The sequence below is a fragment of the Achromobacter sp. ISS7 genome (assembly GCF_056523125.1).
This window is the reverse complement of the sequence record NZ_JAWRZD010000001.1, coordinates 2,258,171-2,273,456: the sequence shown is the minus strand read 5'-3', so window position 1 is coordinate 2,273,456 and position 15,286 is coordinate 2,258,171. Positions and strand designations below refer to the sequence as shown.

Annotated in this window: 9 protein-coding genes; 5 read left to right on the top strand and 4 right to left on the bottom strand. The window is 68.4% G+C overall.

Annotation, left to right across the window (positions count from 1 at the left end; all coding sequences use genetic code 11):
- Positions 1 to 22 precede the first annotated feature (22 nt).
- Entirely contained in the window at positions 23 to 874 is an 852-nt protein-coding gene (locus AC1HFW_RS10220; protein ID WP_054434048.1) for a M15 family metallopeptidase, read from the bottom strand.
- 190 nt (positions 875 to 1,064) lie between these two features.
- Between AC1HFW_RS10220 and AC1HFW_RS10215 the strand changes: the two genes are divergently transcribed.
- Genes AC1HFW_RS10215 through AC1HFW_RS10195 form a run of 5 tightly spaced genes read left to right on the top strand, consistent with a single transcriptional unit; the run spans position 1,065 to position 8,943 of the window.
- Complete coding sequence (locus tag AC1HFW_RS10215; RefSeq protein WP_238889846.1) at positions 1,065 to 1,991, top strand: hypothetical protein; 927 nt, start codon at positions 1,065 to 1,067, stop codon at positions 1,989 to 1,991.
- Between the two features lie 26 nt (positions 1,992 to 2,017).
- Positions 2,018 to 4,894: a type VI secretion system Vgr family protein gene (locus tag AC1HFW_RS10210; protein WP_479283097.1), complete on the top strand. Its 2,877-nt coding sequence runs from the start codon at positions 2,018 to 2,020 to the stop codon at positions 4,892 to 4,894.
- Positions 4,894 to 5,868: a DUF4123 domain-containing protein gene (locus AC1HFW_RS10205; protein ID WP_240320303.1), complete on the top strand. Its 975-nt coding sequence runs from the start codon at positions 4,894 to 4,896 to the stop codon at positions 5,866 to 5,868. The genes AC1HFW_RS10210 and AC1HFW_RS10205 overlap by 1 nt, the downstream gene beginning before the upstream one ends.
- Entirely contained in the window at positions 5,865 to 6,644 is a 780-nt protein-coding gene (locus tag AC1HFW_RS10200; RefSeq protein ID WP_061070982.1) for a DUF3304 domain-containing protein, read from the top strand. Before AC1HFW_RS10205 ends, AC1HFW_RS10200 begins: the two co-directional genes overlap by 4 nt.
- The gene (locus AC1HFW_RS10195) at positions 6,637 to 8,943 is read left to right on the top strand and encodes a DUF2235 domain-containing protein (protein WP_479283094.1); all 2,307 of its coding nucleotides are present in this window, start codon (positions 6,637 to 6,639) and stop codon (positions 8,941 to 8,943) included. Before AC1HFW_RS10200 ends, AC1HFW_RS10195 begins: the two co-directional genes overlap by 8 nt.
- Before the next feature lie 17 nt (positions 8,944 to 8,960).
- Here AC1HFW_RS10195 and AC1HFW_RS10190 read toward each other — a convergent pair whose 3' ends face one another.
- From AC1HFW_RS10190 to AC1HFW_RS10180, 3 genes are read right to left on the bottom strand one after another with little or no spacing between them, the layout of a single operon-like run.
- The gene (locus tag AC1HFW_RS10190) at positions 8,961 to 9,350 is read right to left on the bottom strand and encodes a hypothetical protein (protein ID WP_479283093.1); all 390 of its coding nucleotides are present in this window, start codon (positions 9,348 to 9,350) and stop codon (positions 8,961 to 8,963) included.
- A gap of 37 nt (positions 9,351 to 9,387) precedes the next feature.
- Positions 9,388 to 10,029, bottom strand: coding sequence for a hypothetical protein (locus AC1HFW_RS10185; protein ID WP_479283091.1), 642 nt, complete (start codon positions 10,027 to 10,029; stop codon positions 9,388 to 9,390).
- Positions 10,010 to 15,283: a type VI secretion system Vgr family protein gene (locus tag AC1HFW_RS10180; protein WP_479283089.1), complete on the bottom strand. Its 5,274-nt coding sequence runs from the start codon at positions 15,281 to 15,283 to the stop codon at positions 10,010 to 10,012. Before AC1HFW_RS10180 ends, AC1HFW_RS10185 begins: the two co-directional genes overlap by 20 nt.
- Positions 15,284 to 15,286: the final 3 nt, after the last annotated feature.

The following is a 15,286-nucleotide window of genomic DNA, read 5'->3' as shown; positions in this document are numbered from 1 at the left end:
GTAGTCGCGCGAGATGATCGGATCATTGCGCGGCTCCCGCGTCGCGTCGCATGACGCCCGGACGCCGCAATTCGGTGTGGCCGAAGTCCATCAGCTTCCAGCGGCCGCCCCACGTCAGGCCGACACGCTCGGCGGTCTCGCCGAACAGCTCGTAGCCGCGCATGGCCCAGGGGTCTTTCTCCGAGACCACCACCTTGCCGTCGCGCAGGAACGCGCTGTCGGCGGCCAGGCCGTATTGGTGATAGCTCTGGTAGGCGCCGGCGTTGGTCACGTGCGAACCCTTGCTCGCCAGTTCTTCCTGGCGCTCGGGGCTGCGATAGCCCTCGATCAGCACCATCTCATAGCCATGCTCCTCGCGCATGATGCGATACGCGGCCAGCAGGCGCTGGCGGTAATCGGCGTCCAGCAGGTTCCAGTCGCGGCTCGCGCCGCCCAGGTTCGGGCGCACCAATTCCACTTCGCGCGTGGTGAAGACTTCGGGCGGCAATGGCGGCGGCGGCACCAGTCTTTCGCCGGTCAGCAGGGCCTGGATACGAGGGTCCGGACCGGCCATCCGATCCTCGTAAATAAATGTGTGATTGTGTCGCATGACGAAAGCGAAAAGGGACGGAAGCAACACGACCGCGAGGCCCGCGGCGATCTGCCAGCGGTAGGCGGAAAACGTATTGCCGGCCCGGCCAACGCCCGCGCGCACCACCTGCGCGGAGCCGCCGACCACATCGCCCGCCTGACCCGCGCCGCGCGCCACGCGGCGCCGCATTCCCTGCGCGAACGCACGCACGCTCCGCGCGGTTCCCGCCCGGAAGGACGGGAAGACCAGCAGCGCGGAGACGCCAATCGCGAGCAGAAAATATAGGGGCAGTAGAACTAGCAACGGTATCCCTCAATCACGAAGGCGTAATCTTTTGTTCTATTCGGGATTGAGGCAAGCGCTTGGGCGTTGCAGACGGCGTCGATGCTTTAGGAATCGTAACAACAAGCCGTGATCTAAAAGATGTCATCAGGTATTCTCGGACACCTTGGTTAAAGGGGCTTCGTGCGCCCCTGCCGACACGGGACCTCGCATGGCAGAAGACGAAAAAAGATCGCGACCACCGCCCTCTATTCCCAGCTTGCTAGCCGGACGCTCATCCTCCGCGGATGAGCCGCAGTCGTCGCGCATTCTCGCCACGCTCGAGGGCCGCGTGCCCGAGGCCGAGGCCAAGCACCTGCCGCCCAGGCAACGTTCGAAGACGCCGCTGCTGGTGTTGCTGGTGCTGTTCCTGGGATGTGTCGGCGCGGGGCTGTGGGCGGTCTATGACACGGCGGAATTGCCGGTCGTCGTGGCGCGCATGGAGCCGGATGCCCGGCCCGCGGGCAACGCGCCCGCCACTGCCGCGGGCGCGACACCGGCCAACGCACAGGGCAATGCGGCCGCGGTCGCGCAGGCACGCATGCCGGCGGACGCGCAAGCGCCACCGCCGAGCGCGGCCGCCATCATCGACGATCATCCCTTGGCGCAATTGACGCAGTCCGCCGACCAGGGCGAACCCGCCAATCCGCTGGCGGCGCTGGCGGTCACGGCCGCCGCGCCCAAGCCCGCCGCCGCGCCGCGGGCCGCGCAGCCGAAGGCGCCCGGTCCGACCACGCAGCGCGCCGAGCGTTCACGCGAAGCCACCGTGGTGGCCGCGGCAACGCCTGGCGCGCCGGCATCGACGTCGAAGACCGCGCCGGCGCGCGGCAAGGCGACGCCACGCAATGACAGCGACGCGGCTTTGCTGGCGACGCTGATGGCCTACGGCCTGCCGCCGGCATCGCCGCCTGGCACCAAGGTCTACAAGACCGACGGTATCTTCGTGCGCGAGTTGCCGGGATCGTCGCTCGCCACCCGCCTCGGGGAATGCCGCAAGCTCGGCTTTCTCGAAAGCGAACAATGCCGCCTGCGCGTCTGCGCCGGCCACTGGGGCACGGCCCCCGAATGTCCCAATGCGCAATCCCACGTTGAACCGTGACCGCGCCTGACCAAGGTTTTTCCCCGATGGATCCGACCGCAACCGCCGGCCTGTTCAATGCCGATGCCCGACTCTACCGTTTGCAAGGCGAGGGCGCGCTTGCGTCCTTGCAGGTGGAGGGCTGGATCGCGCGTGAGGCGCTTTCCAGCGTGGGCCAGTTGCGCGTGGTGGCGCTGTCGGACAACGCCGGCCTGTCGCTGCAGGACATGATCTCGCGTCCGGTCACGTTGTGGACCACGCGCGCCGATGGCAGCCGCGCGGCGCGCAGCGGCGTGATCCGCGAGGCCGAGCTGCTGTCGGGCGACGCCGGCCTGGCGCGCTACCGGCTGACCGTGGCGCCGTGGCTGTGGCTGGCCACGCAGCGGCGCGCCAGCCGCGTGTTCGAAGGCAAAGCCGTGCTGGACATCGTGCGCCACGTGCTCGATGGCTATGAAGGCTATGTCTACCGGTTGGCGGCCGACGTCGAACCAGCATTGGCGGGCCTGAAGCCGCGCCCCTACACCACCCAATACCGCGAGACCGATTACGACTTCCTGGCGCGCCTGTTGGCCGAGGCCGGCCTGGGCTGGACCGTGCTGGAAGACGACAGCGTGCCCGCGCGTCACGTGGTGCAGCTGTTCGCCGACAGTCGCAACCTGGCCGAGGACGCCGAGTCGGCCGGTGGGGGCATCCGCTTCCAGCGCGCCGCCGCGACCGAATCGCGCGACACCGTGCAGGCGCTGGCGCGCCAGCGCCGCCGCACGCCGGACAGCATCACCGTGCTGGGCTGGCACGACAGCGGCAAGCGCGCCGTGGCCGCGCAATCGCTGGTCAACGCGGCCAGCGGCAGCGGCGACGAGCATGGGCTGGACTGGTACGAGGTCGCCGGCCACGGCGGCTTTGGGGATGAGACCCAGGCCCGCCGCCAGGCGGACCTGGCGACCGAGGCGCTGCGCGCCCGCGCTGAAACCTTCGTCGGGCTGGGCGTGGTGCGCACGTTCCGCTCGGGCACGCGCTTCACGCTGCAGGACCTGTCGTCGCTGGGCCCTTCGGGCGAGTCCGGCTTCGAACCGGAGTTCGCGCTGGATCGCGTCGAGCACGTGGGCATCAACAACCTGCCGCCCGAAACGCGGGCCTCGCTGGTGCAGCGTCTGGGCGGACTGGACCGGCACCTGGCGCTGGATGGCGACGCCTTGGCCGAACCGGGCGCGCAACCGCATGACGACACCGCCCTGTGCGCCGACGCGGCCGTGCTGGCCAAGGCGCGCGAGGTCGGCTACGCCAACCGCTTCGAGGCGGTGCGCTGCGACCGGCCCTGGCGGCCCGCGCTGGCGCGGCAGCGCGGCGCGCGCCTGACGGGCGCGCCGTCGGTGCACGGCGTGCACACCGCGGTCGTCACCGACGCCGAGGGCGGCACGCAACCGAAAGAGAATGACGAGATCCTGCGCAACAAGCGCGGCGATGTGCGCATCCGCTTCCATTGGCAGGCCGGGGCCGCCGACGGCGAGGCCGCCAGCCGCTGGGTGCGGGTGGCGCAGCGCCAGTCGGGCGCGGGCATGGGCATCAGCTTCGTGCCGCGCATCGGCCAGGAGGTGCTGGTGCGCTTCCTGGACGACGACATCGACCAACCCATCGTGGTGGGCGCGCTGTACAACGGCCGTGGCGAAGGCGGCACGCCCGCCACGCCGGGCGGACGCCAGGGCGCCAAGGCCGACACGCAGGTCTATGCCGCCGCGCGCGACAACGCGCCCAGCGCCCAGGCCAACCTGGCCTCGGGCAACGCGCCGGCCTGGCACGGCGCGGCCGGCGGCGACGAGAACCACCGCAACGCGGCCGCGTTGAGCGGCTTCAAGAGCAAGGAGTTCGGCGGCGCGGGCTACAACCAGATCGTGTTCGACGACACCGACGGCCAGCTGCGCATGCAGCTCAAGAGCAGCGCGCAGGCCAGCGAACTGAACCTGGGCCACCTGATCCACCAGGCCGGCAACTACCGCGGCGGCCTGCGCGGCCTGGGCGCGGAGCTGCGCACCGATGGCTATGGCGCGGTGCGAGGCGGCGCGGGCGTGCTGCTGAGCACCTATACCGCCACCGGCGGCAATGCCAGCGCCATCGGCGATGCGGCCGGGGTGCAGGCGCTGGCCAGCCAGACCGAGCAGATGGCGCGTTCGCTCGATGGCGTGGTGGGCGCGCACCAGGGGCTGCGGCTGGCGACGGTGCAGGGCACGCGCGGTCCGGGCGCCAGCGCGCTCGATGGCGACAAGGCGCCGCTGGCGGCGATGCACCGGACGGTCTCGGGCACGGTGGCCGGTGACAGCGTGGATGGCGCGCTCGGCGACGCCTCGGCCAAGCATACCGATGCGGCGCAAGGCAAGGTGGCGCATCCCACCGATCCGGTGGTGCTGATGGCGGCCCGCGCGGGCCTGGCGCAGGTCGCCGGCCAGCACCTGCAGTACACGGCCGGCGAGGCGGTGCACTGGTCCTCGGGCAAGGACCAGAACCTGGCGGTGATGGGCGCGCTGCGCCTGCACACGGGCCAGGGGCTGGGCATCGTGGCGGGGCTGCAGCAGGGCGGGGCGGAGTCCGGGCTGGACCTGATCTCGGCCAAGGGCAACGTCGACATCCAGGCGCAGCACGACATCCTGCGGGTGCAGGCGCAGCAGGACATCACGATCGGCAGCGCCAACACGGCGGTGGAATACGCCGCGCCCAAGCGCATTCGCATCGCCACGGCGGCCGGCGCGAGCATCGTACTCGAGGGCGGCAACATCACCGTGACCGCGCCGGGCCGCATCGACGTCAAGACCGGCAACAAGCAGTTCGCCGGGCCGGATCGGCTGCCTTACGCCTTTCCGCAATTCACCGTCTGCAAGCAATGCGTGCTGGATGCGCAGGATGGCGTGCAGTCGATCACGGACAAGGCTTGATGGTTGGCATGATGGAGTGGGAGTCGCGCCTCAACGACACGCTGGCCCAGGCCGGCGAACGGGCTGCCGACCTCGGCGTCCCATTGAATACTTTCCTGCTGGTGGATTTTCGAGGCCACGCCGATCTGGCAGATCCAATCCGAGCCTGTGCGGAGCTCAGCCACGGCTCGATCTGGGTCGGCAACGAACTCGCAATTTACGAAGACATCGCGCCGTTGCTGATCGAGGTCGATGATCTGACCCGCTTCGAGTTGTGGCGCGGCCCCGGCGAACCGCGTACCTCGGAACTGCTGCGCCTGTTGAAGCGGCTGCACCAAACCGACAGCGGGGCGTACGCGCTGACGCATCTCGTGTCGCCCTTGCCGTTGGCGGAACTGATGGCGCACTTCGCGTATTACGTGGATTACGGGCTGCCCGATGGCCGCGAGTACTACCTGCATCTGTACGACAGCCGCATCCTGGAGCGGGCCTTGCAGGTGTGGACGGCGGCCGAGCGTGCGCGCTTCCTGACCCCATTCAATCTGCTGCGCTACTCCCGCCGCGATGGCACCATGGCGCAGTGGACCGGACCGGGCCGCCGGCCGGCCGCCCAGGCGCCTAGACAACAGCCGTTCACACTGGCGCAGCACCAGGCGCTGTTGGACCTCGACTATCCAGACAAGCTGGCGGTGCAGATCCGCCGCATCTACCTGGGCGTGCTGGGCGAATTGCGGCAGGACGAACTGGTTGAACGCGTGGCCGAACAGATGGCAAGGGCGCGCGCGTATGGCATCGCAAGCGAGCGTGACATGCTGGACTACGTGGCATGGGGCATCACCATTTCCCCGCGCTTTGACGAACACGAGGCGATCGCGCCGGCGCTGCGCGTCTTCCAGGGCGAGGGGCTGTCGCGAGCGCTGGAACATGTGCCCGACGCGGTGTGGGATGCGTTGCTGCGGGCGGAACAGGAACAAGAAGAGGGGAGTGCGGTATGAAGCAGTGGTTTGTGAGTGTATTGCTGAGTCTCGGGTTATTGGCCGGATGCAATGGTGAGCCGGTCTACAAGGGCCTGAATGTCGTCACCTACAACTACACGCCCTGGGACCTGGATTGGGTACAAATCAAGGACAGCGAAGGCGGGAAGGCCGCTTCCGGTGCAATCGGATCGGGCGGGGGCGAAGGTTCGGTGACGTGCTGCTATACGCTCAAAGGGAAGGACTTCAGCGTCTCGTGGTCCGGAATCGACGGCGAAGAGGCGATCAAGCATCTCACCGACGGGAAAATGGACGAGTTGGCGTTTAACAGGGAAGGCAACGTGCACTTCGATCCGAAGGGAATCCCGGCGGGAGAGGGCCCTTTGTATCTGGAGTTGCACATTTACCCCGATGAGCACATGGAAATGGCCCTGAGCCGTGAGCTTGTCGGGCAGACCCGTATTCCGATCGCAGATACCGCCGACTGGCTCTACAAGAACCATCGAGAGGCGTTCGGTGGCTATCGCGATATCTACGAAGTGATCCGGGTTGTGGGGAAGGTCACGAAAACGGCCTGGACCAAATACCGGATCGAAGAAAAGCGCGATTTTCAGCAATATATGCTTTTCTATTTCACCGTGGCTTCGAATTTCGATTCCGATCCGCAGATCGCGGCCCTGCTGTCGGCGCCGGCGCGAAAGCCTGGCGATTTGGGCAAGGCATTGGCCGAATTGCCCGAGGAGAAAATCGCGCAATTGAAGAAGGCCGGAACGCCGCCTGGAGACAAGAATGGCTGATCAGGGCGTACAACTGCCGCCGGTTGACCGAACACCGGCTTCCGTGCTGAAGGCGATGGTGGAGCAGGACGCCGCCTATCCCAAGGACGATTGCCTCGAGTGCGGGGCGGTGATTCGCATTGGTTTTTTCTTCGACGGTTTTGGTCGCAACCGGGATGCGGACGTGCCGCACCCGACGCTGTACTCGAATATCAGCCGGCTGTGGGAAGCACACTATGCGCCGAAGGATGGCGGACGTCCGGAAAAGCAGTACTGGTTTCGATTCTATTGTTCCGGTCTGGGTACCGAGCTGAACGAGGACGCCACGGACGACAGCCTGTTCTATGGCGTAACGGTCGCTGGCAACAAGATGCTGAGCGAGGCGGCAAAGAATCTGAAATCCGCGGGCAAGAACATCTCCCGCATGGATGAGATCCCCGAGCATGACGTGGTCAAGCGTCTTAGCAGCGCGACGCAGAAGATGATCAAGGAAGGTTCCTTCCAGCCCATGGTCAAGGCCTACAAGGACGTGGTCAAGGACGTCAAGACGCTGCCGGACAAGGTGGTTCGCATATGGAATTCCTGGGATCCGGAGCGGATGGTCAATCGCGCAAAGGGAACCGTGCGGGGATTCTGGGCAGGATTCAAGAAGAATCCGCTGAAAGTGGCTTGGACCGCGGGCAAGGAGACCGTCAAGACCACTGTTCTTGAAGGCGTGCCCGTCATTCGCGACAACGAGACGGTCGCCTATCTGATGGGAACCGGCGTGGACGTGCGTGTCGACGCGGCCTTGGCGCAGTTGAAAAAGGCGTACGACGTCATTAGGGCCGAAACCAGTGTTCGGCACATCGAGATTTCGGTTTTTGGCGCTGATCGTGGCGGCGTCATCGCACGCCAGTTCGTTAATGACGTCGTTAAGAAATACCGGCGGCGGCACGATCGCGATCTGGCGATCCTCGGGGAAAAGGGTGCGCCGGACGCCGCGATCCGCATCCGGTTCCTGGGACTGTTCGATTCGGTGGCATCGATCATGGACGAAAACGCGTTCCTGAATTTCCTGCCGTTTACCGATCTGCTAAAGCAGACGTACAAGGATCGCACGCTGACCGTCCCTGCCGCGGTGGAAAAGTGTGTCCATTTCGCCGCCGGACACGAGTTGCGTTCGAATCAACGGCTGGACAGCCTGGAAAAGACGCGCGGCGAACAGTATCTGTATCCGGGATCCAGCGGAGATGTGACCGGCGTCAGCCCAGAAGGCTCGTTGGGCGCCAGAACCGAGCTTTCGCGCGTCCCCTTGCGCGATATGCTGAACCTGGCCTTGGCGAATGGGGCGGCGCTTTACAGCATGGAAAAGCTGGCTGTTGCCAGGCCCCGTACGTATGGCAAGTTCTCACTGGCGGCCGGCGTCAAAGAGGGCAATCAGACTTACAACACGATGGAACTGGTCGAGGCCTATCGCGGTGTCGTCAAGTATGAACCCGGCGTCGATTTCGTACCGCACATGGAAGTCTTCCTGCGCTGGCTCGCCGTCCGCTACCAGGACCCTGTCTTCAAGAGCGAGCTGTCCGATCCTGCGGAAAAATGGATCAAGGACCGCGATTTCTTTACGCCGGAACAGGAATACAACGAGGAATTCCGCCGCGTGCTGGGGTTGTCCCGCGAGGAGCAGGCAAAGCCCGAAAACACTGCCCGCCTGAAAGAGCTTGAGGCCCTGAAGGATGAACGCTGGGAACGCGCGGTGGCCAGCCGCGGCGAGTTGCCGCCCAAGCGGTTCAAGCCGCTGTGGCAACGACTGGAAGAAGAATACCGGGCGCTGGAAGACGCCGAACGGAAGGACGCCGAGACCGAACGGCACAAGGAAGAAATCCGCCGCACCAACCCAGAGCTGGTGCGTCGCATCGACCAGGTGAACCAGATGCCGCGCGATATGCAAAAGATGCGCAACGACCTCATCGTGCGCAATGGCGGCACCTTGACCGCGGAAGACCAGCCCAAGGATCCGCTTGCCGACATGAAGGCCAAGCGCGCCACCGAGCAGCGCCTACTGAACGTCTGGCGCGAAGCCAGCGCTGGCAGCAATCCGCTGCCGCCCAAGGTCATGGCGCTGTTCGACTTCCTGGTGCACGACGCCATGCTGAGCAGTTGGCCGGACCACCTGCTGGCCAGCACCACGCTGTACTTCCGAACGCGTGACAAGGACATTTTCGGCAAGACCGACTTCAAGGCCGAGGAGGCCAAGATGAAGACCGACACCGCCTCGGCGGCGCGCGTGGACCAGATGCGGGCGAACCTGGACGGGTTGACGCCGGCACGGCCGTGATGCTCGGGCGAATGCCCTCAGGCTTCGGATCGCGCCTTCGAACGCCGCAGCCGTCCAAGCAGCGCGTTCCAGAGCCGGTTCTTGAGCCTGCCTCCATAGACCCAGGACAGCACCATCAGCGCCAGCATGGCCACCACGTAATACTCGATGGCCCAGGGCGGCACTGGATTCAGGTCATGAATCCGGTCCATGACCGGGTGGAGTGGCAGGATTTCGCTGGCGGCCAGCAGGCTGAACACCAGCGCCAGCAGCGGCCCGGTGAAATGCGGGCGTTCGCCGTGGGTTGCATCGTCGGCCCAGTACCCCCAGTAGATGAATCGCAGTACCTGGATCGCCACCACGAGCACGGCGACGCCGACCACCAGCGCCATGGCGCCCATGATCAGGAGGGCTTCGATCGGGATCATGGCGGGCCGCTAGGGCAGCGCGAAAGCGGCGCCTGGCCTACTTCGCCGCCTGCACCTCGATCGTGACGGTGTTCGAGCGCACGCCGTTGGATTCGATATACACCTCGTACTTCGCCGGCTCCCTGGGCAATCCCACCTGCGCCGCCAGGTCGGTGCTGAACTGCGTGCCGACGCTGATTCCCGGGCTGATCGGGATGCCCTTGGGCGGGCGCGAGCCCGGGATCTCGTCGACCTCGACGCCGGCGCGGGGCGGACGGCGCTTGTATTCATAGGCCACGCCTTCGTAGACCGCCCGGGTCTGGGTGTCGACCGCGACGAAGCGCGGCAGCTTCTGGTCCTGCGAGACCGGGATGATGCCCTGCGCGCAGACCGGGATCACCAGCGCGCCCGTGGCCTGCGGCCGCACCCGCGCGGGCGCGGCGATGTTCAATTGGTCGTCGCTGCCGTGGTTGGGCGGGATGCAGGCGTGGTCCAGCACGGTGCCGATGGGGGCGGTGGCGAAGGCGGGCGGGTCGGTCCAGTCGGTGGTCATGGAAGCGGTCTGGGTAGCGGGTTGAGAGGGAGCGCGCGGACCGCCCACGGTCCGCGCCGAAGCGGGCAGGGCGGCCAGCGCGGCCGCGAGCAGCAGGGCCAGGGCCGGCGCCGCGTGGCGCCGGCGGTCAGAACGTGGGCCAGCCACCGGACATATCCACTTTGCGCACGGCCTTGGCGCAATGGACGCAGAAGCGGATGCTCATGCAGTCGGCGCCGAACATGACGCAGGCGCCGGTGTCGGCGTCGCTGAAATTGTTGGCCGCCAGGCCCTGGTGGCAGTGGTTGCCCCACTTGGAATAGAAGAACGGCCCCTTGTCGAGCTTGGACGAGTCCATGTCGGCTTCGTCCGGATGGGCCTGGACCCATTCCGGGCCGCTCGGCGTCATGCCGATCAGGTGGCCGATTTCATGGACGAAGGTCTCCTGCTGGTAGTCCATCGTCACCGGGTCCCAGGGCGACATCGCGGCCACGCAGAGCAGGTTGGTGTTGTAGAAGGCGATGCCCGCCGCCGCGCTTTCCATGAGCCGCACCCGCAGCACGATCTTGCCGGCCGTCGGCACGGGCAGCAGCCCCTCCAGGCGGATGTTCACGGCATGGCAGGCCTTGGGCTCGGCCGGATCGTAGGGAACCGGCGTGACCCGATCGCGCGGCACCACCGCGCGCCGCACGCCGGCGGCGGGGTCGGTGTACTCGAACAGGCATTCCAGGAACCAGTCCTGGCCCGGGTCGATGTTGTACCAGAGGAAGCTGACGTCGCCGGCGGCATCGGCGAACTGGACCTGCGTGCTGCCCGCGCCCGGACCCGCGTTGGCGCGGATGTAGAAGGGCTGCACCGGCTTCGGCGTGGCGAGCCGGTCCACGTGGCAGGCCACGATGGTGTAGGGCTCGCGCGCCGCGCCTTGCGATTGGGCGTACACCGAGCGGGCAGCGCTGCGCAGGCGCGGATCGTCCGCGCTGTTGTCGTAGATCACATCGTAATTGGGCTGGCCGCGCGTGGTCAGCGGCGGCAGCTGCACCACGTCCACGCCGTGCCGCGCGTACTCGGTGGCGGTCGGCTGGAAGCCGTGCGGGCGCTGCATCGGCTCGGGGCCGGGCAGCATGATTTCCTGGATGTACAGGCGCCTGACCGTTTCCACGACTTCGGTGGAGATGATCTGGTTCTTGTCGTTGACCACCTCGAACAGATAGGTGTTCAGCCCGGCGGCCGGCAGCGTGATGTCGTCGACGATCTTGGTGCCGTCCGCATCGGTGACGTAGCTGTAGGACCGCTGGTTCGGTTCGCGGTAGAGCGGCTGGCGGCTCAGCTCGCGCGCCGAGTACTGCGCATTGCCCGGGCGCGGGCTGACCTTGACCGTGAAGCGGTGCAGGCCGGCCTTGTCGAAGCGCACGCGGATCTTGGGCTTGTTGGTCTGGCGGTCCAGGCTGGTGAGCGCCTGGCCGTCGTTCCAGCGTTCCTCGGCCTGTGGCAGGTTGACGTATTGCAGCTTGGCGCCGCTGCGCGCCTGGTAGGGCGAGGCCGCCGTGGAGGCCGGCGTCGGCGTGTCGCCCACCGGTCCGCCGGCGGCGTCGCCGGGTACCCGCGCGGCGCCGGGCAGGTTGATGCCGGCCGCTTCCATCACGCGCCGGGCCAGGCCCGGATAGGGCGAGTTGGCCACCGCCGGGATGTTCATGATGGTTTCCGCCACCTTGGGCAGCGTCACGCTGGAAATGCTGGGCGACTGCAGGATGGCGCCCACCACCGTCGGGACCGCGGAATTGGTCAGCCCCGGCGTGCTGAGGATGGCGCCGGCCACGGCGGGCAGGTTGCCCTGGGTGACGTCGGGCATCGACAACAGCGTGTTCACGGCGGAGCCGAGCGCCGCGCCGCGGTCGCCCATGACGCCCATGGCCTGCGTCATCATCGGGCCGATGGCCGCGCCCACGCCGCCGCCGCCCGCGGCCGTCAGGCCCGAGGCGGCCGACAGCGCCGAAGCGGCCGAGGCGTTGCCCATGGCGCCGGCCGCCTGCGCGGCCATGCCGGTGGCCGACGACGCCATGCCGGCGGTCTGCGCGGCCAGGCCGGGAGAGGCGGTTGCCGCCCCGCCCGAAGCCGCCGCTCCCGAAGCCGCCGCACCCGAAGCCGCCGCGCCCGAAGTCGTCGCGCCGGCGCTGCCCGCGGCTGCCGATGCGCCGGACAGCATGCCGCCGGCCTTGGAACCCAGCGCGGCGGCCTGGGAGGCCATCGCCGTGGCCTGGTCGGCCATGGCGCCGGCCTGCGACACCGCGCCGGCGGCGTTGGCCAGGCCGGCAGGCATGGGCACGGCGCTGGCGAGCGCGCTGCCGGCGCCTTGCGTCAGGGACGCGGCGCCATCGCTCACCAGGGATTGCGTGGCGTTGCCGGCCGCCGAAGCGGCGCGCCCCATCAGCGACGGGGTGCCGCCGCTCATCAGTGACGGCGTGACCGCGCCCACCGCGGATTGCGCCATGCCGCCGGCCTTGGCCGCCACGCCCGAGACCAGGCCGGAGCCGGCTTCGGTGACGGCGCCCATGGCCTTGCCGGCCATCGCGCCCAGATCCTGCACCGGCTTGAGCGCGGCGCCGGCCATGGACTTGGCCTTGTCCAGCATGCCTGAGGCGGCCGTCAGGCCGCCCGACAGCGCGCTGGCGCCGCTTGCCAGGGCCGAGCCGATACCGCTCGAGGCGGAGGCATCGGCGGCGGCCGGCGCGGCGGCGAGGGCGTCGGACGCGCCAGCGGCGTTGAGCGCCTTGCCCGAACCATTCAGGGCCTGGCGCAGCGCGTTGGGCCGGTGCACCAGTTCGGCCGTCACCAGCATCGGGTCGCCGACCTGGCTGGACGGCAGCGCGGGCAGGGCCGCGGCGTCGCTGGCCGGGCCGATGAGGTTGTGCGAGGCGCCCTTGACGGAAAACATGCCGGGGCCCTTGAAGAGGATGTCGCCGCCGACCATGACGATGCTGCCGCCCGCCGCCTGCAAGGTGATGCGGGTGTTCGCCAGGATCTCTATGCTGTCGGTGGTGGACGTGATCGTGACGTCCTGGCCCGCCAGCATTTCCAGCATGTCTGTGTGCGCGTGGATCGACACCGGCGCGTTGGCGGCGATGGCGCGCAGGCCGCCGTCCTGCACGAACAGGCTGGAGGAGCGGCCCGAGGCGCTGGCGAAGGTCTGGCGCGCCGATACGTGGCCGTCGGCCTGGGCGGTCGCGTGCAGGTTTTCACTGGCGTGCAGGATGGCGCTGGCGGGCGTCGCCAGGTTCAGCGACGAGGGCGCGTCGACCACCAGCCGGGCGCCGTCGATGCGTTCGACCGGATCGCTGCCGCTGCGCTCGTTGGCGCTGGCCTTCACCGCCTGCTGGCCGCCGACACTACCGGTGTAGCGGCCGTCGGCCTTGGGATCCAGCGCCTGGATCAGCGGGTTGAACTGTTCGTTGGCCGCCAGGGCGCGCGCCTGGCTCTGGGTGGCCGCATTGTCGATGCGCTGCGCCGCATGTTGCGCGCCGCGCAGCAGCGTCAGCGCTTCCTGCGTATCGGCCTGGGTGGAGCGGGCGCTTTCGCGGGCGTTGGCCGACAGCAGCATGCCCTGGCCCGATCGCACCACGGTCCAGGCGTCGGAACGCAATTCGAAACCCGTGCCGCGCCATTGACCGCGCGTCGATTCGTCCGCGCCTTGCTTGACCAGGTAGCCCAGCCCCAACTGCGAGGCGGCGATGGAACTGGACAGGCGCGTGCGCACCTGGCCGGCCGTGTCATCGAACAGCCATTGGCTGTAGCCGCTGCCATCCAGGCCCTTGCTGTGCCAGCCGCTGAGCGTGCCGGGATGGTTGGCGTCGCCGTCAACACCGGCGGTCCAGGGCGGCAGGTCGGTGTCGTTGTACAACTGCGCCACGACCACGGGCTGGTCGATGTCGCCGTCCAGGAATTCCACTAGCACCTCGGTGCCCTGGCGCGGCAGGTGATGCGCGCCCCAGTTGGGGCCGGCCTGCGCGCCGCTGACGCGCAGCCAGGTGCCGGAGCGATCGTCGCCCGGCGCGTTGCCGGCGTCGTCGCCATGGCTGCGGTGGCGCAGGCCGCCCGCCAGCGGGCGCTCGCCGCGCTGCCACGGAAACTGGACTTTGACGCGCAGGTCGCGGCCGGTGGTCAGGGCGGCGTCCTCGGCCGTCACGACGACGGCGGTCGCGCCCTCGGGCGCGGTTGGCTTGGCGCGCCAGGCGGGCAGCAGCGGGGCCGCGGCCGGCTGCGCGCTGAACGTGTTGCGGTAGGCGCCGCGCTCCAGGTCGGCCTCGCCCAGCACCTGGGCGGCCTGGCTGCCCAGGTTGTTGGCGGCCTCGTGTTCGACGCGCAGCAGGGTGTAGCGGTTGCCGCCGAGCTCGTCCACGGCGTTGCCCGAACCTTCGGCGTAGCGGTCGTGCTGGGTCAGCGCGAAGCGATGGCCCGGCACCATCTGGCGCGCCGTGCCGCCGCCGTCGAACCGCAGCATGCGCGCTTCGAACGCCTGCAGGCTGCGGGCGGCCTGCTGCTCGGCCGAGTCGTCGCCGCCGTGGCGGCCGTGGCCGTCATAGTCATAGTCTTCCAGCGCCGGCACGGCGCCCGCGTCCAGGTCGGAAGCCGCGTGGGCGCCGTGGGCCAGCAACGTGCGGTCGTTCCAGGCCAGGCGCGTCACCGCGTTGGGGCGCACGTCGCGGGCCGCGCCAAAACGCGTCACGCTGTCTTCGGATTCGGTCGCGTCGCTGCGGTGAAAGCGCAACGACGCCGCGGGGTTTTCCGGGCGCGCGGCGCGGGTGTCGAACACCACCAGCCGGTGTTGCGCGCCGCCGCCACCGGCCTGCTGCCCGCCTTGCTGGTGGTCGAAGCGGAAACTCAATCCCGCCTCGGCCATCAGCCGCGTCACGAAGTCCAGGTCGGTCTCGCGGTACTGGGTGCGCACGGGGCGCGCGGCCTGCAGTTCGGTGATCTCGAAGGCGAACGAGGCCAAAGGGTAGTCCGCGAAGACCTCGGTCAGGATGTCGGTGACCGACTTGTCCTGGAAAACGAAGCTGTCGCGCCGCAGCCGCAGCGTCGCCAGCCAGGGCGCGGCATGCAGGCGGTAGCGCGCCAGCCCGCCGTCGGCGCCGAGCGCATCGACGCCTTCCACCACCGCGTGCCAGTGGCGCTGGCCGCCATCGGCCAGCAACAGGCTGACGCTGATCTCCTTGCCCAGCAGCGGCTCGACGTCCAGTTCGGCGGACGAGGCCAGGCAGTCCAGTGTCAGGGCGAACAGCTCGGAGACGCCTTCGCACAGGCGCATGCGCTCGACCACCAGCGCATCGCCAAGCGGCGTCTGCACCTGCAGCAGGCGGGCGTTCTGGGACAGGGCGGCGACGTTCAGGCTGCTGTAGCCCGCGGGCGTGGGGGAACGATCGATCATGAT

Bases quoted from the DNA above. Each gene is read 5' to 3' on its own strand.
- AC1HFW_RS10180 (WP_479283089.1), bottom strand. From the start codon at position 15,283: ATGATCGATCGTTCCCCCACGCCCGCGGGCTACAGCAGCCTGAACGTC.
- AC1HFW_RS10205 (WP_240320303.1), top strand. From the start codon at position 4,894: ATGGTTGGCATGATGGAGTGGGAGTCGCGCCTCAACGACACGCTGGCC.
- AC1HFW_RS10215 (WP_238889846.1), top strand. From the start codon at position 1,065: ATGGCAGAAGACGAAAAAAGATCGCGACCACCGCCCTCTATTCCCAGC.
- AC1HFW_RS10195 (WP_479283094.1), top strand. From the start codon at position 6,637: ATGGCTGATCAGGGCGTACAACTGCCGCCGGTTGACCGAACACCGGCT.
- AC1HFW_RS10200 (WP_061070982.1), top strand. From the start codon at position 5,865: ATGAAGCAGTGGTTTGTGAGTGTATTGCTGAGTCTCGGGTTATTGGCC.
- AC1HFW_RS10210 (WP_479283097.1), top strand. From the start codon at position 2,018: ATGGATCCGACCGCAACCGCCGGCCTGTTCAATGCCGATGCCCGACTC.
- AC1HFW_RS10190 (WP_479283093.1), bottom strand. From the start codon at position 9,350: ATGATCCCGATCGAAGCCCTCCTGATCATGGGCGCCATGGCGCTGGTG.